The 25,127-nt window shown below is 70.9% G+C and carries 20 protein-coding genes; 15 read left to right on the top strand and 5 right to left on the bottom strand.

Translation table 11 applies throughout. The features are described 5' to 3' along the window. Positions 1-14 precede the first annotated feature (14 nt). Both OG452_RS05605 and OG452_RS05600 read left to right on the top strand, forming a co-directional pair. Positions 15-1,394 carry an NB-ARC domain-containing protein gene (locus OG452_RS05605; protein ID WP_327294507.1) on the top strand — a complete coding sequence of 460 codons (1,380 nt, stop codon included), beginning with the start codon at positions 15-17 and terminating at the stop codon, positions 1,392-1,394. Continuing rightward, a complete protein-coding gene (locus OG452_RS05600) occupies positions 1,384-2,496 on the top strand; it encodes a hypothetical protein (protein ID WP_327294506.1) in 1,113 nt (370 codons plus the stop codon). Before OG452_RS05605 ends, OG452_RS05600 begins: the two co-directional genes overlap by 11 nt. Here OG452_RS05600 and OG452_RS05595 read toward each other — a convergent pair. Beyond that, entirely contained in the window at positions 2,489-4,222 is a 1,734-nt protein-coding gene (locus OG452_RS05595) for a hypothetical protein (protein WP_327299515.1), read from the bottom strand. The genes OG452_RS05600 and OG452_RS05595 overlap by 8 nt on opposite strands. A 498-nt stretch (positions 4,223-4,720) precedes the next feature. Here OG452_RS05595 and OG452_RS05590 point away from each other — a divergent pair, with 498 nt between their 5' ends. From OG452_RS05590 to OG452_RS05580, 3 genes are all read left to right on the top strand, one after another. Further along, the gene (locus OG452_RS05590) at positions 4,721-5,539 is read left to right on the top strand and encodes a class I SAM-dependent methyltransferase (RefSeq protein WP_327294505.1); all 819 of its coding nucleotides are present in this window, start codon (positions 4,721-4,723) and stop codon (positions 5,537-5,539) included. After that, positions 5,526-6,230 carry a M24 family metallopeptidase gene (locus OG452_RS05585; protein WP_327294504.1) on the top strand — a complete coding sequence of 235 codons (705 nt, stop codon included), beginning with the start codon at positions 5,526-5,528 and terminating at the stop codon, positions 6,228-6,230. The genes OG452_RS05590 and OG452_RS05585 overlap by 14 nt, the downstream gene beginning before the upstream one ends. 166 nt (positions 6,231-6,396) lie before the next feature. Beyond that, positions 6,397-7,194 carry an SAM-dependent methyltransferase gene (locus OG452_RS05580; RefSeq protein WP_327294503.1) on the top strand — a complete coding sequence of 266 codons (798 nt, stop codon included), beginning with the start codon at positions 6,397-6,399 and terminating at the stop codon, positions 7,192-7,194. A gap of 107 nt (positions 7,195-7,301) precedes the next feature. Here OG452_RS05580 and OG452_RS05575 read toward each other — a convergent pair whose 3' ends face one another. Next, positions 7,302-8,489, bottom strand: coding sequence for an ROK family transcriptional regulator (locus OG452_RS05575; protein ID WP_327294502.1), 1,188 nt, complete (start codon positions 8,487-8,489; stop codon positions 7,302-7,304). Between the two features lie 169 nt (positions 8,490-8,658). Between OG452_RS05575 and OG452_RS05570 the strand changes: the two genes are divergently transcribed. The 6 genes from OG452_RS05570 to OG452_RS05545 all read left to right on the top strand — a co-directional run bounded on the left by OG452_RS05570 (position 8,659) and on the right by OG452_RS05545 (position 15,424). Then, a complete protein-coding gene (locus OG452_RS05570) occupies positions 8,659-9,837 on the top strand; it encodes a Gfo/Idh/MocA family protein (protein WP_327294501.1) in 1,179 nt (392 codons plus the stop codon). After that, positions 9,834-10,757: a sugar phosphate isomerase/epimerase family protein gene (locus OG452_RS05565; RefSeq protein ID WP_327294500.1), complete on the top strand. Its 924-nt coding sequence runs from the start codon at positions 9,834-9,836 to the stop codon at positions 10,755-10,757. Before OG452_RS05570 ends, OG452_RS05565 begins: the two co-directional genes overlap by 4 nt. A gap of 110 nt (positions 10,758-10,867) precedes the next feature. Further along, complete coding sequence (locus tag OG452_RS05560; RefSeq protein ID WP_327294499.1) at positions 10,868-11,983, top strand: Gfo/Idh/MocA family protein; 1,116 nt, start codon at positions 10,868-10,870, stop codon at positions 11,981-11,983. Positions 11,984-12,109: 126 nt separating this feature from the next. Then, positions 12,110-13,048, top strand: coding sequence for a sugar phosphate isomerase/epimerase family protein (locus tag OG452_RS05555; protein ID WP_327294498.1), 939 nt, complete (start codon positions 12,110-12,112; stop codon positions 13,046-13,048). A gap of 181 nt (positions 13,049-13,229) precedes the next feature. Then, on the top strand, positions 13,230-14,516 hold the full coding sequence (locus OG452_RS05550; RefSeq protein WP_327294497.1) for an MFS transporter: 1,287 nt from the start codon (positions 13,230-13,232) through the stop codon (positions 14,514-14,516). A 119-nt stretch (positions 14,517-14,635) separates the two neighbouring features. Beyond that, positions 14,636-15,424, top strand: a complete 789-nt coding sequence (locus OG452_RS05545; RefSeq protein ID WP_327294496.1) for an LPXTG cell wall anchor domain-containing protein — start codon at positions 14,636-14,638, stop codon at positions 15,422-15,424. Positions 15,425-15,452: 28 nt separating this feature from the next. On the opposite strand, the gene OG452_RS05540 is transcribed toward OG452_RS05545, so the two are convergent. Then, positions 15,453-15,833: a hypothetical protein gene (locus OG452_RS05540; protein WP_327294495.1), complete on the bottom strand. Its 381-nt coding sequence runs from the start codon at positions 15,831-15,833 to the stop codon at positions 15,453-15,455. 321 nt (positions 15,834-16,154) lie between these two features. Between OG452_RS05540 and OG452_RS05535 the strand changes: the two genes are divergently transcribed. Further along, positions 16,155-18,407 carry a serine/threonine-protein kinase gene (locus OG452_RS05535; protein ID WP_327294494.1) on the top strand — a complete coding sequence of 751 codons (2,253 nt, stop codon included), beginning with the start codon at positions 16,155-16,157 and terminating at the stop codon, positions 18,405-18,407. A gap of 243 nt (positions 18,408-18,650) precedes the next feature. After that, complete coding sequence (locus OG452_RS05530) at positions 18,651-19,745, top strand: winged helix DNA-binding domain-containing protein (RefSeq protein WP_327294493.1); 1,095 nt, start codon at positions 18,651-18,653, stop codon at positions 19,743-19,745. Positions 19,746-19,882: 137 nt separating this feature from the next. On the opposite strand, the gene OG452_RS05525 is transcribed toward OG452_RS05530, so the two are convergent. Both OG452_RS05525 and OG452_RS05520 read right to left on the bottom strand, forming a co-directional pair. After that, positions 19,883-20,737 carry a GNAT family N-acetyltransferase gene (locus OG452_RS05525; RefSeq protein WP_327294492.1) on the bottom strand — a complete coding sequence of 285 codons (855 nt, stop codon included), beginning with the start codon at positions 20,735-20,737 and terminating at the stop codon, positions 19,883-19,885. Positions 20,738-20,881: 144 nt separating this feature from the next. Next, entirely contained in the window at positions 20,882-21,721 is an 840-nt protein-coding gene (locus OG452_RS05520) for a helix-turn-helix transcriptional regulator (RefSeq protein ID WP_327294491.1), read from the bottom strand. 138 nt (positions 21,722-21,859) lie between these two features. On the opposite strand from OG452_RS05520, the gene OG452_RS05515 reads away from it, so the two are divergent. Both OG452_RS05515 and OG452_RS05510 read left to right on the top strand, forming a co-directional pair. Then, complete coding sequence (locus OG452_RS05515) at positions 21,860-23,539, top strand: AMP-binding protein (protein WP_327294490.1); 1,680 nt, start codon at positions 21,860-21,862, stop codon at positions 23,537-23,539. Further along, complete coding sequence (locus OG452_RS05510) at positions 23,536-25,119, top strand: AMP-binding protein (protein WP_327294489.1); 1,584 nt, start codon at positions 23,536-23,538, stop codon at positions 25,117-25,119. The genes OG452_RS05515 and OG452_RS05510 overlap by 4 nt, the downstream gene beginning before the upstream one ends. Positions 25,120-25,127: the final 8 nt, after the last annotated feature.

Here is a 25,127-nt window from a genome sequence, read left to right as displayed (position 1 = left end):
ACGAAGGGGGCTCGGTGGAAGCTGAGTTGGCGGCGCTCGCGTCATCGGGGGCGACCGCGCTGGTGGGGCTCATGGTCTCGGAATCCTGGGACCGGGCCAAGATCCGGCTGGCGCGGTTCTTCGCCCAGCGGGGGCGACCGGGCCCGGAGGGCGCGGAGGGAGCGACCGACGAGGCCCTCCAGAGCGCCCGTGACGAACTCCGCAGCGCCCGGCAGGCCGACGACACAGGTGCGGCGGCGGACATCGAGGCGGAATGGCGGCAGAGACTGCGCAGGGCCCTCCGTGAGGACCCTGCCGCCGCGCAGGAACTCCGCAGCCTGCTGGCAGAACTCGCTCGTGAGGCAGGAGTGGAGTGGGACGCGGGCGCACACGCCGAGATCAGCGGCGGAGTGCAGAACGGTCCCGTCTTCCAGAACACGCAGATCCACGGCGGCATCGTCTTCCAGGCTCAGCCGCCCCCGCCGCTGGACGCGAAACCCGACCAGGTGCCGGCCAGGACCAGCCGCTTCATCAACCGCACCGAGGAACTCCTCGCTCTCGACGGCTTCTTCACCGCGGTAGCGGACGGTTCCCCGCACATCGACATCGGCGCACTCGACGGCCTGCCGGGCGTTGGTAAGACGGCGATGGCCTGCCGGTGGGCGGAGAAGTCCCGGAACCTCTTCCCCGACGGCCAGATCTACGTCGACTTCGCGGAGCTGCGCGGGACCGGCGGCGGAGCCGATGTCTCCGAAGCGGTCGGCATGTGCCTGCGGGCCCTGGGCGTCGCCGACGCCTATCTGCCGCAGTCGCTGACCGAGCGGACCCAGCTGTTCCGTTCGCACTCCGCCGGGCGGCGGATCCTGCTCGTTCTGGACGACGTGGACCAGCCCGCCCAGGTCAGAGCCCTGGTACCCAAAGGCCGGGGCAGCGCGGTGCTGGTGACGAGCAGCAGCAGACTCGGGGAGCTCGCGGCCGTCGAGGGAGCCCGGCTGATGTCGCTCGAACCGCTCGACGCGGCCGGCGGGCTGAAACTGCTGGCGGCGCGGTGCGGCCAGCAGGCCATCGACGACGAGCCGGCAGCCGCGGAGCAACTGGTCGGTCTGTGCGCCGGGCTGCCGGTCGCCCTGCAGGTGGCCGCCGCCCGTCTGACGTCCACCCGCCGCCTCACCATGGCCGCCCTGGCCGCGGAACTTGCCGACGAGAGCGGCAGGCTGGCCGCGCTGTCACTGCGAGGAGAACATTCGGTGTCCGCCGTATTCGGAACCTCCTACGCCCAGCTCCCCCCCCGACGCCGCCCGGCTCTACCGGCTGCTCGGCTGGGTCCCCGGCCGTACCTTCGACACCGGCACGGCGGCAGTGGCCGCCGGTCTTCCACCGGCCACGGCCCAGGACCTGCTGGACGTGCTGGATGACGCGAGCCTGCTGGAGGCGAGGCCGGACGGTCGCTACCGGCTGCACGGCCTCGTACGGCTGCACGCCATGGAGCGCGCCGCCGAGGAGGAGAGCCCCACCGCGCGACAGGAGTTGATCAGCAGGGTCACCACGCACTACCTCGCCCTCACTGCATTCGCCGACCGCGCGGTACGGGCTGACCGGCTGCGCATCGCCGAGCTGTCCGAGGTCATCGGTGGAGCCCCCGATCCCTTTGCCTCGCCGGCCGCGCCGCGGCCGCTCGCCTGGATGGAAGCTGAACGGCTGAACATCCTGGCCGTCCTGCGCGAGGCGGCACAACAGGGCCTGCACACCCCGGTGTGGCAGCTGTCCGAAGCCTTCACCGTGCTCTTTCTGCACCGCAGGCACCTGCGCGACTGGATGGAGTCACTGGAACTGGGCGCGGCTTCGGCCGCAGCGGCGATGGCACCGGCCGCCGAGGCCAGGCTGCGCAGCCTGCTCTCCCGCCCGCTGATGGACCTGGGGGAGTACGACAGGGCCCGTACCGAACTCGACAGTGCCGTCGCGTGTGCCGAGATCGCCGATCACACCGCCCTGCGCGCGTCCGTCCAGGAATTCCTGGGCCGGTACTGGGACCACGCCGATCCCTCTCGCGCCACCGCGGCCTACCAGCGTTCACGGGACCTCAACGAAGCGGCCGGCGAGCGGCGGGGGGCCGCCATCGCCGCCTACTTCCTGGGCCGCGCCCAGGACCGGGACGGCGATTCCGCGTCGGCTCTGGCCACACTCCGGCAAGCCCACGCCGGGCTGACGGCCTGTTCCGACCCGCGGATGGCGGCCCGGGTGACCGCGGCCATCGGCGAAGTCCACGACCACCTCGGCGAAACGGAAGAGGCTGTCCGGGCGCTGCGAACGGCTGCGGTCGCCCTCAGGGCCCAGGAGGCGACCCACTACGAGGCGCAGGCTCTGGTCCTGCTTGCCGGTATCGCGCAGCGCCCGGGCAACGACCCGTCCACCGCGCGCGCCGACCTGACCCGGGCCCTGGAGATCTACGAGGCGGGCGGCAGCCCACTGGCGGACGGGCTGCGGGAACGGCTGCGGGATCCGGAGGACCTCAGCTGAACCGAGCCCCGGTCCGCGGCTCCCCGCCGCCGGGAACGACCCGCAGCGCCAGCATCTGTGTCCGTACGGCGCCCAGCCGCAGTTCCACCCCGGGGTGCTCCAGCGGTCTCCCCGCGCGCAGGAAGCCGTAGACGACGGCTGCCGCCAGACCGGGATCCGGGGCGGGCACGTTCCCGGCTGTCTGCGCTGCTGTCTCCACGATCCGTCCATCCCGCAGGCCGGCCAGTACCCGCCCGCTGGGCAGTGCGACCGCGGCGATCAGGCAGCCGGGAAGCCGCGCGAGGGTGTCGGCGATCCAGGCCGTGGCGGCTTCGGCGCTGTCGGCGGGCGCGGGCCTGAACAGCACAGAAGCGCTGTCCACCAGCCGTCCGTCCCGCTCGCCCTCCTGGCACGCCAAGTGGGTGAACCTTGCGGGCCCTTCACGGGAACCGCTGTGCACGGTGGACGGGATGCGGTCCACCGTGACCGCCGACTGGCATGCGTCCGATGAGACAACCGTCGTCACGGTCCAGGCCATGACCGCGCGTACCGCCATCTCCGGAGCGCCGAGAGCTGCCGCGCCGGGCGGCGGGGACGGTGGCTCCGGGAGCTCCAACAGGCGGTACACGGCGCTGCGCAGCCGGGCGAGCGCCTGCCCCGGCTCGGCGAAGGCCTGTTGCGCGACGGCCTCGTAACACCGGGGCTCGTGCAGTTCGACAGCCTTATCGACCTGCCCCCGCAGATCCTTGAGCGGATCGAGCCGGGGTGCGACCCGTGCGAGTTCGGAGACCGCCGTTCCCGGCACCGCGTCGCTGCCGAACGAGCCGATGAGCAGCGGGATACCGAGTGAGGCACCGTAGAGCGTCACCGAACCGTGGTCGCCGATGACGGCATCGGCCGCCACGAGGGCGGGCCGCCAGGTGTGCACCGGAGGCACCAGCAGCAGACCGGCTTCCAGCGCGGACGCCAGTAGATTGCTGAGCTGCCATGCGCCGTGTCCCGCCCAGACGTTGGGGTGCACGATCGCGCCGACCCGGTACTCGTCGTACGGAAGCTCGCCGAGGAGACGGGCCGGGAGCCCGGGATCGCGGCCCAGCAGGGATGTGGGGCCCCAGGTCGAACTGAGCATGACGAGGCGCTGATGGTCCGCGATCCCGAGCGCCCGGCGGTAGGTCTCCCGGTGCGGCCGGCTGGCGAGGAGGTCGTCGAGGCAGGGATCCCCGATCAGCAGGGTGCGGCCGGTGACTCCGGGGTGCGATCCGCGCAACTGCTGTTCCTGGCCGGGATGCGACACCGCGAGCCAGGCGCGCCCGGCCTCCAGGAGCGCGTCCGGCACCACACCGGACAACCGGGCCCGGTCACTGCGGGAATCCGGTACCAGCTTCTGGAAGCCCACTCCGTGGGGCAGTACGAGTACCGGGCAGTCGCCTTCCGGCAGATCGACGTTCTCGCTGGCCGAGATGATGAGATCAGCGGAGACGTCGCGCAGCTGATCCCACGGCATGACCCGGCACCCGGCGTCATGGAGAAGGTCGAGGACACCTTCGTTGAACGCGGATGTGGGGTCGTGGGCGAACACGACGGAGACCCGGCTGTCATCACGGAGTACGGCCGGCAGGCACTCAAGGACCCGTGCGCTGGAGGTGACCGTACGGGCGGCTACGACCAGTGTCTTCTCGGCGCGGAAGGTGCTCCACCGCCGGGAGTCCCGGCCCACAGGGACACGCAGATGCGGACTACTGTGCATGGCCACCCCGCCAGGTTACGCGCCGCCCGTCCGCGACGGCTCGCGGCTCGCGGCTCGCGGCTCGCGGCTCGCGGCTCGCGGCTCGCGGCTCGCGGCTCGCGGCTCGCGGCTCGCGGCTCGCGGCTCGCGGCTCGCGGTGATGCTCCGCTAGCGCATTTCAAAGCGTTCCGCAATCCTTCTGGAATTCCCGTACTTGACAGCCCGTGCCCGTCCGGCGTCAGCCAGACCTCTCGCGACGCCGTGCCGGACTGCCCCCACAGTATCTTCCGCCACCGGAGTCCTGCGCAGTGTTCCTGGAGGTGTCCACAGGTTCCCATCTGCGAGCCGTTTGTTTGATGCGATAAGCATTCACCAGTTGATTTACGCCAAGGCTATGGCAGATGCAGTATGAGGAGTGACGGATTCCCGGTAGGTGCGGAGGCGAAGACGGTGGCTGGTGTCCGGCCGGTCTTCCCTCCTTCTCTGATTCCCTGCTCACGAGGCGAGGTTTGGATCTTCATGGATGTCCGCAGCTCTGATGGCAGCGCCGGTGATGTCGACTACGGCAGCATCGGCACCGGCTACCCGGACCACCGGCGGCCCGACCCCCGGATCGCCCGGGTCATCGCCGACGCTCTGGGCGGTGCCCGAAACGTCGTCAACGTGGGTGCGGGAGCGGGTTCGTACGAGTCCGCCGCAGTGGCCGTCACGGCGGTCGAACCGTCCGAGTCGATGCGGGCACAGCGGTCCACGGGGCTGCCCCGGGCGGTGGACGCGGTGGCGGAGAACCTGCCGTTCGCGGACGGGGAGTTCGACGGGGCGATGACCCTCTTCAGCGTGCACCAGTGGTCCGACGTCGACGTGGGCCTGCGGGAGATGCGCCGGGTGACCCGTGGCCCGGTGGCCGTGCTGACCTGCGATCCGGAGCTGGTCAGGAACTTCTGGCTGTACGAGTACGCCCCCGAGGTCCTCGACACCGAGGCGCGGCGCTACCCTGCGCTCGGGACGATGGCCGAGGCCCTCGGCGGTACCGTCGGCGTGCAGTCCGTACCGATCCCGCTGGACTGCACGGACGGGTTCAACGAGGCGTACTACGGGCGCCCGGAGATGCTGCTCGACCCCGCCGCCAGGCAGGCGTGCTCGGCATGGAGCTTCGTGGACGACGGGGTGCGCGAGCGGTTCACGGACCGGCTGCGCGCGGATCTGGACTCCGGAGCGTGGGACGCGCGCTTCGGCCACTTGCGAAGTCAGTCGCACTACGAGGGGTCGCTCGTTATCGTGCGCGCGACACCACAAGAGGCCCAGGGAACAGGGGAACAGCACCATGGCGGTACCTGATCGGATGGACGAGCAACTTCGCGCGCTCGGGCTGGAGGAGGCGCAGCGCAAGGCGGTCGCCCTCTTCGCGGAGGTCGAGACGCGGCGCCTGGTGGCGCCGGGCGCCGGTGAACGGGAGGTCAGCGACCGGATCCGGGACCTCGCGAACGACATGTTCGGGACGACGAAGCACTGGCACAAGCGGATCGTCCGCTCCGGCCCGCACACGATGTTCCCGTACCAGGAGAATCCGCCGGACCGGGTGATCCTGGCGGACGACATCGCGTTCGTCGACTTCGGCCCGATCTTCGAAGAGTACGAGGCGGACTTCGGACGCACCTTCGTCCTCGGCGGCGACCCTCACAAGCAGCGGCTGCGCGACGACCTGGCGACGGTGTTCGCGGCGGGCCGGGAGGTGTTCCGGGCCGCTCCGGACATCACGGGGAAGCAGCTGTACGCGGAGGTCGAGCGGCTGGCCGCCGACGCGGGCTGGACGCTGGGCGGCTGGCACGCGGGCCATCTGGTCGGGGAGTTCCCGCACGAGACGATCGACGGGGCGAAAGTGGAGTCGTACATCGCGCCCGACAACGACACCCCGCTCCGCCGCACCGACCGGGCCGGATGGCGCTGCCACTGGATCCTGGAGATCCATCTGGTCGATGAGGAAAACCGCTTCGGCGGATTCTACGAGCAGCTGCTCGACCTCGCCTGACCCGGACGCCGCCGACCCGGAACGCCGGAACCCCTCCCGGGCAACGCGATCAGGACCGCAGCCCTGACGTCGGGAACTGCGGTCATGCGCAGTGAAGTTGATGTGGGAAGCTGTCGGCAACCGCTCGCCGGCGGGGAGCCGGGGCGGTCATCGAGAGGGGCGCAGCGTGAGACAGGACGGCTTCCGTGCCGACGGGATCGACACCAGCAGGCCGCACCCTGCCCGGATCTACGACTATCTGCTGGGCGGCAAGGACAACTACCAGGTCGACCAGCAGGCGGCCGAGCAACTGGCCGCCGCGGCGCCCGAGGTGCGGATCGGGGTACGGGCGAACCGGGCCTTCCTGCGACGCGCCGTCAGATACGTGATCGGCAGCGGCGTCCGGCAGATCCTCGATGTCGGCACCGGGCTGCCCACCTCGCCGAACGTGCACGAGACCGCCCAGGAAGTGGCGCCGGACGTGCGCATCGCGTACGTCGACAACGACCCCATCGTGAACGCCCATGCCAACGCGCTGCTCAGCCCCTCCGGCGCGACCAGCGTCGTGCTCGCCGACCTGCGCGACCCACGGGCCATCCTGGACCACCCCGACATCCGCCGGGTCATCGACTTCGATGAGCCGGTCGCCGTGCTCCTCATCGCCATCCTCCACTTCCTCACCGACGCCGACAAGCCCGGGCAGGTGGTCGCCACCCTGCGCGACGCCCTGCCGGCCGGCAGCTTCCTGGTGCTCTCGCACGCCACGAGCGACTTCGCCGACCGAAGTGCGGCCCAGGCTGTCTACAACAACGCCACCGCCTCCCTGAACCTGCGCTCCCGGGCAGAGGTGGAGCGGTTCTTCGACGGCTTCGAACTCATCGAACCAGGCATGGTCCAGGTGCCGTTCTGGCGCCCGGGCGCCCCGCCGCCGGCCGGGTCCGACAAGATCGGCTTCTACGGCGGGGTGGCACGCAAGACCGGTTGAACCAGCCTTCGGGCCCGCGGACGGCAGGTTCTCGGAGCAGTACTCGATGAAGGCAGTGCCGTGCTTCAACCGCATTGCTTCGTACGCTGGTCGGCGGCAGGCCGCAGTCAGATGTGCGGCTGGGACTGCAGCAGGCGCGTGATGCCGTCGGGGCTGAAGATGTCGCGGGCGGCCAGGGCGACAGCGCCGGTCAGGCCGGGCTCCGACCCAGGTTCGGTGGTGGTGATGGTCAGCCTGCGGGTGGCCAGCGGAAGGGCCCGCTGGTAGACGACGGCGCGCACGCCGGAGAGCAGTTCGTCGCGCTGTTCGCTCATCGGGCCGCCGAGTACCAGGGTGCGCGGGTTGTACATGTGCACCAGCATGGCGACGACTTCGCCGATCTCGGTCGCGGCCTGCCGGATGCGGTAGAGGGCCCGGGGGTCACCGTTGGCGACGGCTCCGGCCAGCAGCCGGGCGCCCGCCGCCGCATCGCCCGGCCCGGCAAGGAATCCCAGGTCGCGCAGCACGGCGTGGTGTGAGGCAACGGCCTCCACACAGCCGGTCTTGCCGCAGCTGCACAGGGTTTCGGAGTGGCTGGAAGCCCGCAAGTGGCCGATGTCGCCCGCGGCTCCGTCCGCGCCGCGGTGGACCCGGCCGTCCGCGGTGATGATCCCGGCACCGATTCCGGCCCCGACCTTGACCGCGAGCAGGGGCGCGTCGACATCGTGCCGTTCGGCTTCGCCGAGCGCCATCAGATTGACGTCGTTGTCCACCACGACAGGGGCGTGGAAGCGTTCGCGCAGATAGGCGCCGACCGGGAAGGCGTCCCAACCGGGCATGATCGGCGGCCGTACGGCGCAGCCGTGCTGGAAGTCCACCGGGCCCGGCAGCCCGACGACGACCTCGCGCACCGAATCCCGTCCCCCGGCGTGCTCCTGGAGCAGCTCGCACAGCCGGGCGGTGACCGCGCCGAGCACGGCGGCCGGGCCGTCCTCGACCGGTACGGCGATCACGTCGCGGGCGAGAATCCGGCGGCTGAGGTCGGCGACGACGACCCTGGTCTCGCTGACGTCCACATCCGCGACGGCGATGGTCCCCGCGTGCGGGCCGATCGAGAGCACCCGGGGAGGCCGGCCCCGTACCGAGGCGCCGACCTCGGTCTCCTCCAGGATGCCGCGCCGCAGCAGCTGGTCGACCTGCTGTCCCACCGTGGAGCGGGCCAGTGAGGTGCGGCGGGCGATCTCCGCGCGGCTGGTGGCCTCCCCGGAGGCCACGGCGCCGAGTATCCGGCGCAGAGCGACGGTCGCGGAGTTCACGGCCGGACCGCTTAAGGCTTCAGAGCTCTCAGTGTCGCCATCTTTATGCACTCCAGAAAACTAAAACCGGCGTCTTGTGCTTGTCAACGGGCTGAAGAAGGCTGGAATTCGTCGGGCAGGGGTACCGATCACCGTCCGACTGAACGAAAGCAACAGGAAGGTCCTCCAGATGTCCCGCGGGTACAAGGGAGCAGCCATCGTCGGCACCGGCATGATCGCCGGGGTACACGCCCAGGCGGTGCGGGGAGCAGGCGCGGAAGTGCGCGGGGTGGTCGCGTCCTCACCCGAGCGCGGCGCGCAGGTCGCCGCGGAGTGGGGGATCCCGCGCGGCTATCCGCAGCTGGAGGCAGCACTCGCCGACGAGAGCGTGGACGTGGTGCACGTCTGCACCCCGAACGGGCTGCACGCCACCCAGGCCGAGGCCGCGCTGCGCGCCGGGAAGCACGTCATCTGCGAGAAACCGCTCGCCACTTCGGTGGCGGACGCCGAACGGCTGGCCGCCGTAGCGCAGGAGACGGGACGTCTGCTGGCCGTGCCGTTCGTCTACCGCTACCACCCACTGGTCCGCGAGATCCGGGCAAGGGCACGGGCGGGCGAGTTCGGCGCCTGGCAACTCCTGCACGGCAGCTATCTGCAGGACTGGATGCTCGACGCGGACGCCACCGGGTGGCGCGTGGACCCCGAACGGGGCGGCCCCTCCCGGGCGTTCGCCGACATCGGCTCGCACTGGTGCGACCTGGTCGAGTGGGTGGCCGGAGTGCGTTTCACCGAGGTCTCGGCGCGGCTGGCGACCACCGTCCCCGAGCGCCCCGCCGACGACGCACCCGGCGCGCCCCGCAGGCCGGTCCGTACCGAGGACGCGGCGGCCGTACTGCTGCGCACCGACGAAGGCGTACTGGGCACACTCACCGTCTCGCAGGTCTCGGCCGGCCGGAAGAACCGCCTCTGGTTCGAACTGGACGGCGCCGGATCGAGCGCCGTCTTCGACCAGGAGCAGCCCGAGACCGTGTGGCTCGGTATGTCCGACGGGGCCAGGGTGGTGGTGCGCGACCCCGGCCGGGGCAGCCCGGAACAGCGGCGGCTGGCCACGCTGCCCGCAGGACACCCGCAGGGGTACGCGGACTGCTTCCGCGCTTTCGTCGCCGATGCCTACGCGGCGGCCGACGGCGCCGCGCCGGAGGGGCTGCCGGTGGCCGCCGACGGGGTGCGCTCGGCGCGGCTGGTCGAAGCGGTCCTCGACTCATCCCGCTCCCTGGCCTGGACCCCCGTCGGCAGGGCGGCCGCCGCGAAGACCGTGACCGCCGCGACCCCCGTAACCTCCGCGACCGCCAAGGAGTACGCCGTATGAAACTCGGAATGCTGACCGCCTGCCTGCCGCAGCTCTCTCTGGAGCAGATCGCGGGATGGGCCGCGGCGCGGGGGTACGAGGCCCTTGAGGTCGCCGTGTGGCCCGGCACCGGCGGGCGGGACTTCGAGGCAGCGCATCTGCCGGTGGCCGGTTTCGGCCCACGCGAGGCCGATGCCACCCGCGCGGTCCTGACCCAACACGGCCTGGACATATCGGCGTTGGCGTACTACGAGAACAACCTGCACCCCGACACGGGCCGGCGCGAGGAGATCCGTACGCATCTGCGGCACGCGATCGACGCGGCCGCGGTCCTGGAGGTGTCCCACGTCGGTACGTTCATCGGCCGCGACTGGAACCGGTCCGTCGCGCAGAACCTGGCCGAGGCCGAGAAGATCTTCCCGCCGCTGGTCGAGTACGCGGGGGAGCGCGGCGTGAAGCTCCTGATCGAGAACTGCGTGATGGAGGGCTGGCACCCCGACGGCTACCCGGGCAACCTCGCCTACTCGCCGGAGCTGTGGGAGTGGATGTTCTCGCTCGGCCTGTACCTCAACTGGGACCCCTCACACCTCACCTGGATCGGTATCGACCCGGTCGAGACCATCGCGCCCTACATCGAGCACATCGCGCACGCCCAGGCCAAGGACGTGGAGCTGCGGCCGGACGACCGCCGGCGCTGGGGGCACTTCGGCCCGGCCGTGGACCGGAGCGGCAACCCCTGGGACATGGGCTGGTGGCGCTACCGCGTCCCGGGCCTCGGCCAGGTCGACTGGGTGCGCGTGGTCGACCGGCTGTACGAGGCAGGCTTCACCGGCACCCTCTCCGTCGAGCACGAGGACCCCGTCTGGGGCGGCGAGGAGACCCGTACCAAGCAGGGCCTGGACATCGCCTACCGCACCCTGCGCCCCCTGATCGTCGGCTGACCAGGCCGTCCCGATACGCGACTTGCGGCATGCGGCCCCAAACCCGAGCCGTGACACCCCACTTGCGGTACCCGACACCCCTCAACAGCACCAGTGATGTGGAGCGCTCCGTGACCTTCTCACCCGCACAACCCGCCCGTGTCGGCATCATCGGCACCGGCAACATCTTCGACCGGTACGTCCACGGCATGGCCCGCTACCCGCGCCTGCGCCTGACCGGCTGCGCCGACCTGGACCACGCCCGCGCGCTCAAGGCCGCAGCCGAGCACGGGATCAGGGCGTACGACTCGGTCGACGCGCTGCTCGCCGACCCCGGCATAGACATCGTCGTCAACATCACCCCGCCGCTCGCGCACGCCGCGGTCTCCGCCCAGGCCATCCGAGCGGGTAAGCACGTCTACGTCGAGAAGCCCGTCGCCGCGACCGTCGCTGAGGCCGCGCCGCTGACCGCGCTGGCCGGCGAGACCGGTGTCCTGTTCGGCTCGGCGCCCGACACGTTCCTCGGCAGCGCGGCCCAGACGGCGCGCAAGGCGCTCGACGACGGGCTGATCGGCCAACCGGTGGGCGCGACGGCCTTCGTCACCCACAGCAAGGCCGAGACCTGGCACCCGAACCCGGGATTCCTCTTCGCGCCCGGCGGCGGGCCCGGCCTCGACCTGGGCCCGTACTACCTGACGAGCCTGGTCAACCTCCTCGGCCCGATCACGACCGTCTCCGCCCTGAGCCGGATCGGTGCGCCCGTACGCAAGGTGACGAGCCCGGACCGCGCGGTCGAGCGCATCGAGGTGACCACACCCACGCACGCGGCAGCCGTCCTCGGCTTCGCCTCCGGCGTCATCGGCTCGCTCCAGATGAGCTTCGACGTGTGGAACCACCACCTGCCGTTCATCGAGGTCTACGGCACCGAGGGGACCCTGACGATCCCCGACCCGAACGGCTTCGACGGCGACGTGCAGCTCCGGGGCAACCACGACGGGCAGTGGCGGGCCCTGCCGCCGGTCCTCCCGCCGTCGGGCCCGCTCGACATGGAGGTCCAGATGCTGCGCGGCGCCGGTGTCGACGACCTTGCCGGTGCCGTGGACGGCGCACCGCACCGCGCATCGGCCGAACTCGCCTTCCACGTACTGGAAGCGCTCGAATCGGTGGAGACCTCCAGTCGCTCGCGGCGGGTCGTGGAGCTCGCCTCGACCGCCGAACGCCCCGCGGCAATGCCCCAGACGGAGTGAACAGCGGCGGAGCCCCCGCGACACACCAACGCACGCCCAACAGGCAGCACACGCAGCACACGAAGTACAGGCAGCACACGCAGTACACGCAGCACACGGAGAACTGAAACAAGGAGCGGCAACCGTATGAGCAGCAACACACCCAAGTTCGGCGTCGACCTGATCACCTTCTACAACCCGTCGTTCTGGAATTTGCCCGACGAGAAGGCCATCCAGGAGCTCTCGGACCGCGACCCCGACGCGGTCTGGCGCAAGATCCTCGACTCGGCCGCAGCCGCCGGCGTCACCAGCCTTGAGGTCACCTTCGGCCCGGCGGACATCGGCAGCATCCGCCGCGCCTTCGGCTCGGCCACCGAGTTCAAGAAGGAACTCGACGGCCGTGGAATGGAGTTGAAGAGCGCCTTCTACCTCGAAGGAAGCTGGCAGCCGGACGCCGATCGGGGCGAGATAGCCGACAGCGCTGCCGCCTATGCCCGTTTCATCAAGGAGGCGGGCGGTGACGTGCTGGTCGCCGCGCCGCCGATGCGTACGACCTGGAACGCCGAGCCCCCGCAGTTCAACGATTTCGACTTCCTCAAGAACGTCGCCGACATCGCCCATGTGGTCGGCCGCGCCAGCCTCCAGGAGGGCGTGACCACCGCGCTGCACACCGAGGCGCACTCCAGCTTCTGCACGGCCCGCGACGTCGACCTGCTGATGGCCCTCACCGATCCGCTGTTCGTCAGCCTGTGTCCGGACACCGGCCATCTGGCGCTCTCCGGGGGCGAGCCCACGCAGATCGTCTCCCGCCACCGCGAACGCGTGGTCATCTCGCACTGGAAGGACGCGACCGGCCCCGCCCCGCTGCGGGTTCCCATCGACGACTCGATCCACGACAGCCACCGCGAGTACTTCCGCAGGGTCGGCGCCGGTTCCGTCGACTGGTTCGCATGGGGCCGCCTCATGCGCGAGATCGGCTTCACCGACCTCGCCCTGCTGGAACTGGACGCGGTCGCCGACCCCGTCACGGAGATCACGGCGGCCCGCGAATTCATCGAGCAGTCCCTCTCGACCGTCTTCCCGTAACAACCGCTCCCGCTGTTCTCCCGTAACAGCACATCCGGCGTGCTGAGCGGCGCCCCCCGCCGCTCAGCCCGTCGCGGCCCTTCCGGTGAGCCTCGCGCCCGGGCTTCCACCGAGGACATCCCCTGCCAGGCCCCACCCGGCCCCGTACAAGGGTCGCTTTGGCCCGTCGAAAGGCGTACCAATGAGTGACAGAGTCGTCAGCTCACCGGAGAAGTCAGGTGAGCTCCCTCCGTCCGTCTCCGCTGCCCCGGCGCGTGCGAGCGGAACCCTCATCGCCCTCTTCATCCTGGCCCTCTTCGGCAGTTACGTCGCGATCATCACCCCGTCCGTCGTTTCGCTGGCGCTGAAGGTCCAGCAGATCGACCCCGCGGGCAAGGTCGGCGCGCTCTCCCTGGTCCTGAGCGTCGGCGCGCTGTGCGCCGTCATCGCCAACCCCCTCTTCGGGAAGCTCAGCGACCGCACGACCTCGCGGTTCGGTATGCGCCGCCCATGGATGATCGTGGGCCTCATCGGCGGCGGAGCCGGCCTGGCGCTCGTCGCCTGCGCGGGGAACACCGGTACGGTCCTCATCGGCTGGTGCGTGGCCCAGATCTTCTTCAACGCGCTGCTGGCCCCGCTCGTCGCCGTACTCCCCGACCAGATACCCGCACGTCAACGCGGAGTCGTCGGCGGCCTGATGGGCGTCTGCTACCCCGTCGGACTGATCTTCGGCACCTGGATCGCGCAACGCCTGGCCACCACCGCACCCCGGGCGATGATCCTGGCACCGATGGCCGTAGCCGCCGTGACGGTGCTCCTCCTGTGCGCCAGGCTCAAGGACCGACGGCTGGACCCGGCAGACCAACCGCCTTGGAACGCGGGGCAGTTCCTGCGTACCTTCTGGTTCAACCCCCGCAAGAGCCCCGACTTCGGCTGGGCGATCCTCAGCATTCTTCTGGTCTCCACCGCGATCATGACCTTCGTGACCTACGAGGTCTACTACCTCTCCGACTACCTGCACATCAGCGAATCCAGCCTCCCCGGCCTGACGTTCGTCCTCACCCTCGTCATCAACGGAACGAGCGCGCTCACGGCCCTCGTCTCCGGATGGCTGGCCGACCGGTTCCACCGGCGGAAGTTCTACATGGTCTTCGCCGGGATCCTGGCCACCGCCGGATTCCTCATCCTCATCACCACGCGCTCGATGACCGGCATGTTCACCGGCGCGACCGTACTCGGCTTCGGTATGGGCTTCTTCTACAGCGGGCACTACACCCTGCCCAGCTCCGTCCTGCCCAGCGAACAGGACGCCGCGAAGGACATGGGCGTGGTCAACATTGCCGTCACCCTGCCCAGCTCCCTGGTTCCGGTCTACGCACCCGCCCTGCTCGGCACCGGCGGCAGCGACTACCCGGCGCTCTTCGTCTCCGGGATCGTGCTCGCGCTCCTCGGCATCCCCGCGGTCAGGCGCATCCGCGGAGTCAAGTGATCGAGCGGCGTCCTTCACCCGCCATCCGGCGGACCCGGCGCACCCGTGCGGAGGGCATTCGTCCCCGGCGGAGCTCAACACCCCGGTGAGCCGTAAATCGTGTGCTTAACGTGCCGGGCATGAGTCGCACCAGCCTTCTCTCCGTGACCGCCTGTGCCATGTGTCCGGCCGCCGCTCCCACCGAGCGAGACCGGGCGATGGCCGCCGGTGGCGCCCCCGCCGGGCACGGCTACCACGTCGCACTGCACACACCCAGCGTGTTCACCGCCCCCGTGGACTACCACCCGACGGCCCTGCTCATCGAGGCAGCCGGCAGCGACGGCGGACGGGACTCCACCGGTATCCGGGTACGGGGTGGGGGCGAGCAGCCGGCGTACGGCCGCTCGGTGTTCTGGCCCGAGGACAGCGGCCGACTGACGGCTGGTCAGCACAGCCTCATCCCCCGTTCACGGTCGCACCTCTCGCTGAACGAAGGACACCCCGAGCATCCCGAAGGACACCCTGACGGGCTGCCGCCGACCGGTACGGGACCGGTGGGCACGGACCCCGCGGGCGCCACCGGGCGGGACTCCGCCACCCCGCCGACGCCGGCGTGGCGACCGGCGGGGGGCAACGACCCGGCCGTCGTCAACAACGCCGCCACCTGGCACGCCCCCGAATACATCCGGATCCCGGGCGAGCGGTGCTCGTACCGGCCGTGGGACTCCACGCTTGCGACCGGTCTCCCCACGACGGGCGGTGATGTACCGGAAGCCGCCGCCCTGCCGACCCGCTCGCCGGCCGGACCCGCACGCAGGCCACGTCACCGACTCGCCAAGACCGGCCCGTCGGCCGTCTGGTACGTGGCGGGCGGAGCGCTGCTGCTGGTGATCGCCGGGGTGCTCGTCCGCCGACGTCCGCAGCGCTGACCCGGTCCGTGTCCTGGCCACTCCGTGGTCAAGCTCTTCGAGCACGGCCGCCCCCGCTCGCCGTACCGCCCGGACAGCCCTGAGCGAGCTGCGTGTCCCACGCGATGGTCCGCTTGTGTGGTCCGGCCATGCTGGTGGAGAGGATCACGGTCCAGTAGAAGACCGGGTTGTACCGAGGGGAGCGCAGCTGCACGATCAGGGTGGCCACGAACGGCATGAACAGTGCAACCGTGGTGAGGAAGTAGCCCATTCGCAGCGTCTGTGAGAACAGGTCTCCGGCTGTCTCCCCGAGGGTGGTCGCGGTGATTTTCGTGATCCAGAACGCCAGAGTGACCTCGGGCAGCTTCTTCATCACATACGGGCCGTCGCAGGTGGCATCCGACTTGGCAGCGAACTCCGGCTTTCCCATAACGCGCTCCTGATCTCTTCTTCGGCGCTGCCCCACGCGGACGTCGGGCGGCTCGCTGGGGTGCGGCCATCACCGCGCCACCGTCACACTGGGTATCGCACTGAACGCGCAGCGTGGTTTGCCTGTACTCCTGTAGACAAAAGAAGGTGCAGAGGCCACGGGGAATTGGCTGAGATCCTCCAGCAGGTTCGTTCTGGCTGCCTGCGGCCCTGTTCGTCACCCGCTTTGCTCTGCCCTACCGCCCAGCGGCTAGTTTGTGAGCAGAACAGGTATCCAGGCCCGTGGTGGCAGAGGTGCACGGGGGACGAGAGGTTGGGAAGAGTGTCGCTGCGTGGAGGTGATCCGGCCGAGATCGGCGGCTATCCGCTTGAGGCGCGGCTCGGCTCGGGCGGCATGGGCACTGTCTTTCTGGCCCGTACGAGTTCGGGGCGGGCTGTCGCGATCAAGCTGATCCACCAGCAGTTCGCGGCGGACGACGAGTTCCGGATCCGTTTCCGGCAGGAGGTGGCTGCAGCGAGGCGGGTGAGCGGCGCGTTCACCGCCGCCGTGGTCGACGCCGCCCCGGAGGCCGAGCAGCCGTGGATGGCGACGGCCTATATCGAGGGGCACACGCTCGCCCAGCACATCGCCGCGAAGGGCCCGCTGACCGGTTCGGAACTGCGGAGGCTCGCCATCGGTCTGACGGAGGCGCTGCGCGACATCCACCGTGTGGGCGTCGTCCACCGTGACCTGAAGCCATCGAACGTCGTGCTCTCGCCCGAGGGGCCGCGCGTCATCGACTTCGGCATCTCGCGCGCGGTGGACCAGCAGACGCTGACGATGACGGGGCGAGTCATCGGTACGCCACCCTTCATGTCGCCGGAACAGCTGCAGGCGCCGCGTGGTGTCGGACCGCGGTCCGATGTCTTCTCACTCGGGACGCTGCTGGTGTACGCGGCGACGGGGCAGGGGCCCTTCGACGCGGACAGCCCGTACATGACCGCGTACCAAGTGGTGCACGAGGAGCCGTCGCTGGATTCCGTGCCCATGACTCTGCGAGCGGTCGTCGAGTCGTGCCTGGAGAAGGTCCCGGAGGAGCGCCCCACGGCGGATGAACTCCTCGTACTGCTGCGGGACCTGCCTGCCGACCTCGGCGGGACCGGCGTGGACGGGGCCGGCGCCGGCCGCACCCGCGACACGAACACCCAGCATCACCTCTCGACGCAGGCCACCCCGCCGCCGATCACCCCGGCCACCGCCCTCGCCGGTCCCGATACACGGAGCACCGGAACCGCCATCGGCCGGCGTCTGCGCCGCCGGTGGCGTCCCGTGCTCGCCACCGCGGTCGCCGTGGCGGCTATCGGCGGCGGGGTCGCCGCGGTGACGGGCGGTGGCTTCGGTGGGAGCAGCGGCGACGACGCTAGGAACAGGGCTGCGGCGCCGGGTGTGCCGGGTGCCGGACTCCCGGACGGCTTCGAGCCGTGGCACCGGACCGTGCAGGGCGGCCGCAAGGACATCCCCGACGAGCTGCGCTGCGTCGCGCGCGGCGGCGCGGTGTTCTGCGGGGGCGGCGGAGTCGTCGCGACCCGTATCAGGGCCGTGGACGGCTCGCAGGTGTGGAAGGTGAAGAGTCCGGGCGTCCCTGTTCAGGGCTTGCACCTGGTGGGCGCCACCGACGACACGGTGCTCGGTTACCGCTTCGCCCCCGAGGGCGCCACGCAGGGCCCTGCCACCGAAGTGGTGGCCATCGACGCGGACAAGGGCCGGGAACTGTGGTCCGTGCCGTCCGGTGCGCAGGCCACGGCCGTCACGGGACGGAGCCTGGACGCCGTGGTGGTCGGCTCCACCGTCGTGACGGTCGATGCCTCCGACTCCCGCTTCGAGGCCCGGGACGCGCACAGCGGCAAGGTGGCCTGGACGGAGCCGTTCCCCGTGGGCACGCAGTGCGCGCCGGTTCCGGCCGGCGCACGGCTCTACGCGATGTGCGCGACGGATACGGAGGTGAACGCGTCAGAGGTGCGCCACCCTTCCCTGCATACGCTCGACCGCGCTTCGGGGGCCCTGGGCAGGCGTATCGCGGTCAGGGGGCCCGCCGTCCCGATGGGCGTCGCCGACGGCAGGCTCGTACTCCTTCAGGAGCACATGGACGGAACGGCGCTGACCGGTTACGACGGGGTGGCGCGGCTCGACCCGGCCTCCGGGAAGGTCACGTACTCCCGGCTGGCAAAGACGTACGAGGGGACGCCCGGCATGGCGCAAGGCGCTGTCTACGTGAGCGGGCAGACCGGTCTCATCACGGCCCTCGACCCCGCGACCGGCGAGGAGAAGTGGTCGCGGCAGACGGGCGTGGAGGGCGCGTCGGGTCCTGTTGCGGGAGCCGGGGCGCTGTACCTCAGCTCGGCCACCGGCCGGGTGGTCGCGCTGTCACCGAGTGATGGCGAACCCCTGTGGACAACGGACCCGCAGGCCGACGGCTTGACGGGCGAGCAGGGCGCGAGCCCGCGTGTGACGGTCGCGGGGCGTGCGGTGATCGTGGCCGCGGCCAAGAACACGCTCTTCGCTTTCGACACGAAGAACCCACCGAAGTCGCACTGACACCGGCGGAACCCGATGCCGGCCACCTTCCTCGCCGTGCGGACGCTGCACCTTCAACCAGGCGGGGGCCGCCGACGACAACTGGCAGGAGGAGGCCCTCGACATCGAGTGGGCCCACTCCGTGGCCCCGCACGCGAAGATCGTGCTGGTGGCGGCGGACGACGCTTCCGCCGCCGGCCTGTCGCGGGTGGCCGCAAGCCATGGCCGTCGCCGGTGTCCGAGCGCCCGGGTAGCGTGCCCCGCATGGGCCCGATCAGTACCCGCGCACTCAACCGCGCCACCCTGGAACGCCAGCTTCTGCTGCGCCGCGCCGAGCTGCCCGCGGAGGAGGCCGTCGCGCGGCTGCTGGGGCTCCAGGCGCAGAACACCAGGCCGCCGTATTTCCAACTCTGGTCCCGGCTCGCGGATTTCGACCCGTACGAGCTGTCGGAGCTGCTGGAGAGCCGTGCGGCCGTACGGATGGTGACCATGCGCTCCACCATTCATCTGCACACCGCCGACGACGCCCTCACTCTGCGGCCGCTCGTCCAGGCCGCACGCGAACGTGAGCTGAAAGCCTTCCGGGCCGGGCTGTCCGGGGTCGACGTCGACCGGCTGGCCGAGCTGGCGCGCGACCTGGTGGAGGAGCGTCCCCGCACGTTGAAGGAGCTCAGGGAGCACCTGCTCAAGGAGTGGCCGGATGCCGACCCCCTCGCCCTCGCCGTCGCCGCCCGCTGCCGCCTGCCGCTCGTGCAGGTGACCCCGCGCGGCCTGTGGGGCCGCAGCGGGCAGGTCGCGCTCACCACCGTCGGGAAGTGGCTCGGCCGGGCGTCGGAGCCCGCCCCCGCACCCGACGAGACCGTGCTGCGCTATCTGCGGGCCTTCGGGCCCGCCTCGGTCAAGGACATGCAGAAGTGGGCGGGACTGACCCGGCTGGCCGGTGTGTTCGAGCGGCTGCGGCCGCAGCTGATCACCTTCCGGGGCCCCGGTGGCGCCGAGCTCTTCGATCTGGCCGACGCGCCCCGGCCGGACGAGGACACCCCCGCGCCACCGCGCTTCCTGCCCGAGTTCGACAATCTGCTGCTCGCCCACGCGGACCGTACGCGGGTCATCCCCGCCGAGTACCGGGGCCGCAACGGCGTGGGCAACCAGGTCTTCGGCAGCTTCCTGCTCGACGGGTTTCTCGCCGGAATCTGGCGCCTGAAGGAGCACCGGGCCACGGCCACGCTCCGCATCGAGCCGTTCGCCCGGCTCACCCGTGCCGACCGGGCCGCCCTGGCGGACGAGGGCGAGCGGATGCTCACCGGCATGACGGAGGCAGGGGTCCACGACATCGGGTTCGGCGCCCTCGACGCGTGAGGCCGGGCGGCCGTCGCGCCGCGCACCACGCTGCGGCTGGGGACCGAGCACCGGACTCGGCGAGGATCCAGGAGGTTCCCACCGACAGCTGCGCCATCGGCGGCAGACTCACCGCCGACAAGTAAGACCGGCCGGCTCTACCCGAGTTCGAGTGTGGTGACTCCGTGGACGCACTGGTCGGCGACCGGACGGATCGGGCCCGTGTACATGCGGGCCGTCTCGAAGGAGGGCGTGAGGCCCAGCGACCCGACCAGTGCGACGGCCGCCGCATTGGACTCGGGGACGTCCACGGCGACCTGCGCCGTACCGGCCTCGTTCGCCAGCGCCCCGTACAGCGCCTCGGCGTCCGCGGGCGAATCGGCGAACAGCGGCCCGATACGGAGGACTTCGCCGGCCGCCGGGCGGATCACCGCGTACCCGGTCAGGCGCCCTTCGACGCACCGTACGAACGCGCGGTGCCCTTCCGTGGTCAGCCAGTGCTTCAGGAAGTACGGGCGGTCGGCCGGGTAGCACGCGCTGTCGTACGCCGCGATGGCCTCGTGGTCCCCGGGCCGGACCGGCCGTACGCCCGTCGACTCGCGGGGCGGCAGGACGCCGGTGTGGCGGAAGGTGCTGTGGGCGAGTGCGAACCCCGACTTGCGGTAGTTGTGCTGCTGGGCCACGACCCCGTCCAGGCCGATGATCCGGCTTCCCGCGTGGGCCTGCCCGGCCTGCCAGGTGGCCAGGCCGTGGCCGCGTCCCCGCAGGTCCGGGCGGACCAGATAGCAGCCGAGGAACGCGTAGCGCGCACTGTAGTTGACGACCGAGACAGCGGAGACGGGCTCTCCTTCGATGCGTCCGAGGAAGAACCCTTCGGGGTCCTGGGCGAAGAAGCTCCGCGCGTCGCTGATCCCCGGGTTCCAGCCCTCGTCGTGCGCCCACCCGCTGATGACGGGCCAGTCCTCCTCGGCCGCCGGCCCGACGACCAGCTGCCCGGCGGATGAGTACGTCATGCCTGCTCCGTAAGTCGTGAGTGGTAAATCGTGAGTCGTGAGTTGTAAGTCGTAGGAACTCGCGGTGAAGTCGGACGGAAGGCGCCGGCGCCTGTCCTCCAGGGGCTTCCCCATGGGGCTTTTCTCATGGCTTCGGCCGGGATGTTACGGCAGCAGGCCCGCCCGGCGGGCCGCCACGACCGCTTCGAGCCGGGTGTGCGCCCCCAGCTTGCGCATCGCGGACCGCAGATAGCCCTTCACGGTCTCCGGCTTCATCCCCAGCCGAGCGCCGGCCGCCGCGTTAGTCGCGCCGGTCGCCACCCAGGCCAGCACGTCCACCTCGCGCGGCGCCAGGGCGACCGGCCGTTCGAGCCCGGCTCCGCCACCGCCACCGCCACCGCCACCGGCCAGCCGGGCGCAGACGGCGAGAAGCTCATCGCGCAGCTCCCGGTCCGCGACGCGTGTCGCCAGCGCGCGCAGTTCACTGTGCGCCTCGCGTACCTGCTCCCACGCGCCGGGCCCGGCCACCGGTTCGCGCGCCGCCGCCAGCCGCTGCTGCACCTCGTCGCGCACCGCCAGCGACTGCTCGACGTCGCGGGCCGCCTCGACCGCGGCGTTGTACGTCCGGTCGCCGAACGACAGCCGCTCGCGTACCGCCCCGTACAGCACACCGCGTACCTTCCGCCGCACCACCACCGGCACGGCGAGCACCGCGTGCAGCCCTTCCGCGCCCACCGCCGTGTCGTACTCATGGCTGATGTGGAGCGAGGAGCGGTAGTCGGTCACCGCGCACGGCCGCGACAGCGCTATCGACTTGCCGCCGAGACCATTGCCGGCCGATACCGCGAGGCCGCGCAGCGCCGGTGTCGCCGTACCGCTGAGTTCGGCGATGCGCAGCTGCCCGGTATCCGTCAGCAGGCCGCCGAACGCGACCGGCAGCCCGGTGGCGCGGCGCATCCGCAACAGCGCTGCCCGCATGTCCACTGCCTCGACCGGCTCCGGCACGCGGCCGCTCCTCTCCGCCGGGGGCAGGGCCTCCGGCTCTCCTCGGGCGGGACGCCGCCTTCACCCCCGTTCGGGGGTGGTGGGACCCGGGGAACTGATTACACGATGCTGGGCAGCAGTCCGCAATGAGGAGGACACATGGTGTCGAACAACGCGACGGAGGAGTTCCGGGCCGCACGGGACTTCCTGCTGCGCCACCGTACGGAGTACCGCACGGCCTACGAGGGCTTCAGCTGGCCGCGCCCCGAGCATTTCAACTGGGCGCTCGACTGGTTCGACACCATCGCCCGCGGCAACGAGCGGACCGCGCTGCACATCGTCGAGGAGGACGGCACCGAGACCAAGGTCTCGTACGCGGAGATGGCCGGGCGGTCCGACCGGGCGGCCAACTGGCTCCGGGCGCAGGGCGTCCGGGCCGGCGACCGCCTCCTGGTCGTGCTCGGCAACCAGCAGGAACTGTGGGAGACCGCGCTCGCCGCGATGAAGCTCCGCGCCGTCGTCATCCCGGCAACTCCACTGCTCGGGCCGGAAGATCTGCGCGACCGGGTCGACCGCGGGGGCGCCCGCCATGTGCTCGTACGGACCGAGGACACGGCCAAGTTCGCCGATGTGGCGGGTGATTACACCCGGATCGCGGTCGGCGCGGGCACCCCGGACGGCTGGCTGTCGTACGGGGACGCGGCCGCCGCGCCCGCCGGATTCGAGCCCGACGGCGTCACCGGCGCCGGCGATCCGCTGATGCTGTACTTCACCTCGGGGACGACCGCCCGGCCCAAGCTGGTGGAGCACACTCACACCTCATACCCGGTCGGCCACCTGGCGACGATGTACTGGATCGGTCTGCGCCCCGGCGACGTCCACCTCAACATCTCCTCACCCGGATGGGCCAAGCACGCCTGGTCGAACCTGTTCGCGCCCTGGAACGCCGAGGCGACGGTCTTCATCCACAACTACACGCGCTTCGACCCGGCGCGGCTGATGGCCGAGATGGACCGGGTGGGGGTGACGTCCTTCTGCGCGCCGCCGACCGTCTGGCGGATGCTGATCCAGGCAGACCTCACCCGGCTGCGCACACCACCGCGCGAGGTCGCCGCGGCGGGCGAGCCGCTGAACCCCGAGGTCATCGAGGCCGTACGGCGCGCCTGGGGTACGACGATCCGGGACGGCTTCGGGCAGACGGAGACAGCCGTCCAGGTGGCCAACAGCCCCGGCCAGCTCCTCAAGGCAGGCTCCATGGGCCGCCCGACGCCCGGCTACAAGGTCGAACTGCTCGACCCGGTCACCGGGCAGCCGGGGGTCAGCGAGGGCGAGATCTGCCTGGACCTCTCCGCCCGGCCCGTCGGACTGATGACCGGGTACCACGGCGACCCGGAGCGCACGGCCGAGGCGATGGCCGGCGGCTTCTACCGCACCGGCGACATCGGCTCGCGGGACGCGGACGGCTACATCACCTACATCGGCCGCTCCGACGACGTCTTCAAGGCGTCGGACTACAAGATCTCGCCGTTCGAGCTGGAGAGCGCGCTCCTGGAGCACGAGGCGGTGGCGGAGGCCGCGGTCGTGCCGGCCCCCGACCCGCTGCGGCTCGCCGTACCGAAGGCGTACGTGGCCCTGGCGGAGGGCTGGGAACCCGGCCCCGACACGGCGAAGCTGCTCTTCGCGCACTCACGCGCGGTGCTCGCCCCGTACAAGCGGATCCGGCGGATCGAGTTCGCCGAGCTGCCCAAGACGGTGTCCGGGAAGATCCGCAGGATCGAACTGCGCCGGGCGACCGCTGAGGGCTCCACCGCCGAGTACGACGAGGGCGAGCTGCGATGACCCTCTCGTACACGCACGGCACCGGTACGACGCCGCTCCTGGGCGACACGATCTGCGCGAATCTGGACCGCGCGGTCGCGGCGTTCCCCGGCCGTGAGGCGCTTGTCGATGTGCCGTCCGGGCGGCGGTGGACGTACGCCCGGTTCGGCGCCGCGGTGGACGAGCTGGCCCGGGGGCTCATCGGCAGCGGGGTCGGCAAGGGCGACCGGGTGGGGATCTGGGCGGTCAACTGCCCGGAGTGGGTGCTCGTGCAGTACGCCACCGCGCGGATCGGCGCGATCATGGTCAACATCAACCCGGCGTACCGGGCGCACGAGCTGGAGTTCGTGCTGCGGCAGTCCGGGGTCTCGGTACTGGTCGCCTCGACCGAGCACAAGGGCACCGACTACCGGGCACTGGTCGGCGAGGTGCGCGGCAGCTGCCCGGAGCTGCGGTCCGTCCACTACATCGGTGAGCCGAGCTGGGACGAACTGACCGCCGCCGCCCGGCCGGTGGAGCTCGACGCGGCCCTGTCCTGCGACGACCCGATCAACATCCAGTACACCTCGGGCACCACCGGGTTCCCGAAGGGCGCCACCCTCTCCCACCACAACATCCTCAACAACGGCTTCTTCGTAGGTGAGTTGGTGGGCTACACGGAGCAGGACCGGATCTGTCTGCCGGTGCCCTTCTACCACTGTTTCGGCATGGTCATGGGCAACCTGGCGGCCACGTCGCACGGCGCCTGCGTCGTCATCCCGGCGCCCTCCTTCGACCCCGGGGCGACCCTGCGCGCGGTCGAGCAGGAGCGTTGCACCTCGCTCTACGGGGTGCCCACGATGTTCATCGCGGAGCTGAACCACCCGGACTTCGCGGCGTACGACCTGAGCTCGCTGCGTACCGGGATCATGGCGGGTTCGCCCTGCCCGGCCGAGGTGATGAAGCGGGTCGTGGCCGAGATGCATATGGCCGAGGTGTCGATCTGCTACGGGATGACGGAGACCTCGCCGGTGTCCACGCAGACCCGCCGTGACGACGATCTGCAGCGCCGGACCGGGACGGCGGGTCGGGTCCTGCCGCACCTGGAGGTGAAGGTCGTCGACCCGGCGACCGGGATCACGGTGGAGCGCGGTGAGCCGGGCGAGCTGTGCACCCGCGGCTACAGCGTGATGCTCGGCTACTGGGAGGAGCCGCAGCGGACCGCCGAGGTGATCGACGCGGGCCGCTGGATGCACACCGGGGATCTGGCCGTCATCCGCGAGGACGGCTACGTGCAGATCGTCGGCCGGATCAAGGACATGATCATCCGGGGCGGCGAGAACGTCTATCCGCGTGAGATCGAGGAGTTCCTCTACGGGCACCCCAAGATCGCCGACGTCCAGGTGATCGGTGTACCGGACGAGCGGTACGGCGAAGAGGTGCTGGCCTGTGTCATCCCACGGGATCCGGCCGACCCGCCGACGCTGGACGGGATCCGGGAGTTCTGCCGCGACCGGCTGGCCCACTACAAGATCCCGCGCGGGCTGCGGATCCTGGAGGCCTTCCCGATGACGGTCAGCGGCAAGGTCAGGAAGGTGGAGCTGCGCAACCTGTACGGCTAGGGCCGGAG

The sequence above is a fragment of the Streptomyces sp. NBC_01197 genome (genome assembly GCF_036010505.1).
GTDB lineage: Bacteria > Actinomycetota > Actinomycetes > Streptomycetales > Streptomycetaceae > Streptomyces.
Note: the sequence above shows the minus strand (reverse complement) of the source record. Positions and strands in the feature narration are given on the sequence as shown.

What these genes read in the sequence shown, in the direction of transcription:
- OG452_RS05595 (WP_327299515.1), bottom strand. Translation starts at nt 4,222, where the DNA reads ATGCACAGTAGTCCGCATCTGCGTGTCCCTGTGGGCCGGGACTCCCGG.
- OG452_RS05590 (WP_327294505.1), top strand. Translation starts at nt 4,721, where the DNA reads ATGGATGTCCGCAGCTCTGATGGCAGCGCCGGTGATGTCGACTACGGC.
- OG452_RS05585 (WP_327294504.1), top strand. Translation starts at nt 5,526, where the DNA reads ATGGCGGTACCTGATCGGATGGACGAGCAACTTCGCGCGCTCGGGCTG.
- OG452_RS05570 (WP_327294501.1), top strand. Translation starts at nt 8,659, where the DNA reads ATGTCCCGCGGGTACAAGGGAGCAGCCATCGTCGGCACCGGCATGATC.
- OG452_RS05565 (WP_327294500.1), top strand. Translation starts at nt 9,834, where the DNA reads ATGAAACTCGGAATGCTGACCGCCTGCCTGCCGCAGCTCTCTCTGGAG.
- OG452_RS05555 (WP_327294498.1), top strand. Translation starts at nt 12,110, where the DNA reads ATGAGCAGCAACACACCCAAGTTCGGCGTCGACCTGATCACCTTCTAC.
- OG452_RS05550 (WP_327294497.1), top strand. Translation starts at nt 13,230, where the DNA reads ATGAGTGACAGAGTCGTCAGCTCACCGGAGAAGTCAGGTGAGCTCCCT.
- OG452_RS05545 (WP_327294496.1), top strand. Translation starts at nt 14,636, where the DNA reads ATGAGTCGCACCAGCCTTCTCTCCGTGACCGCCTGTGCCATGTGTCCG.
- OG452_RS05540 (WP_327294495.1), bottom strand. Translation starts at nt 15,833, where the DNA reads ATGGGAAAGCCGGAGTTCGCTGCCAAGTCGGATGCCACCTGCGACGGC.
- OG452_RS05530 (WP_327294493.1), top strand. Translation starts at nt 18,651, where the DNA reads ATGGGCCCGATCAGTACCCGCGCACTCAACCGCGCCACCCTGGAACGC.
- OG452_RS05525 (WP_327294492.1), bottom strand. Translation starts at nt 20,737, where the DNA reads ATGACGTACTCATCCGCCGGGCAGCTGGTCGTCGGGCCGGCGGCCGAG.
- OG452_RS05515 (WP_327294490.1), top strand. Translation starts at nt 21,860, where the DNA reads ATGGTGTCGAACAACGCGACGGAGGAGTTCCGGGCCGCACGGGACTTC.
- OG452_RS05510 (WP_327294489.1), top strand. Translation starts at nt 23,536, where the DNA reads ATGACCCTCTCGTACACGCACGGCACCGGTACGACGCCGCTCCTGGGC.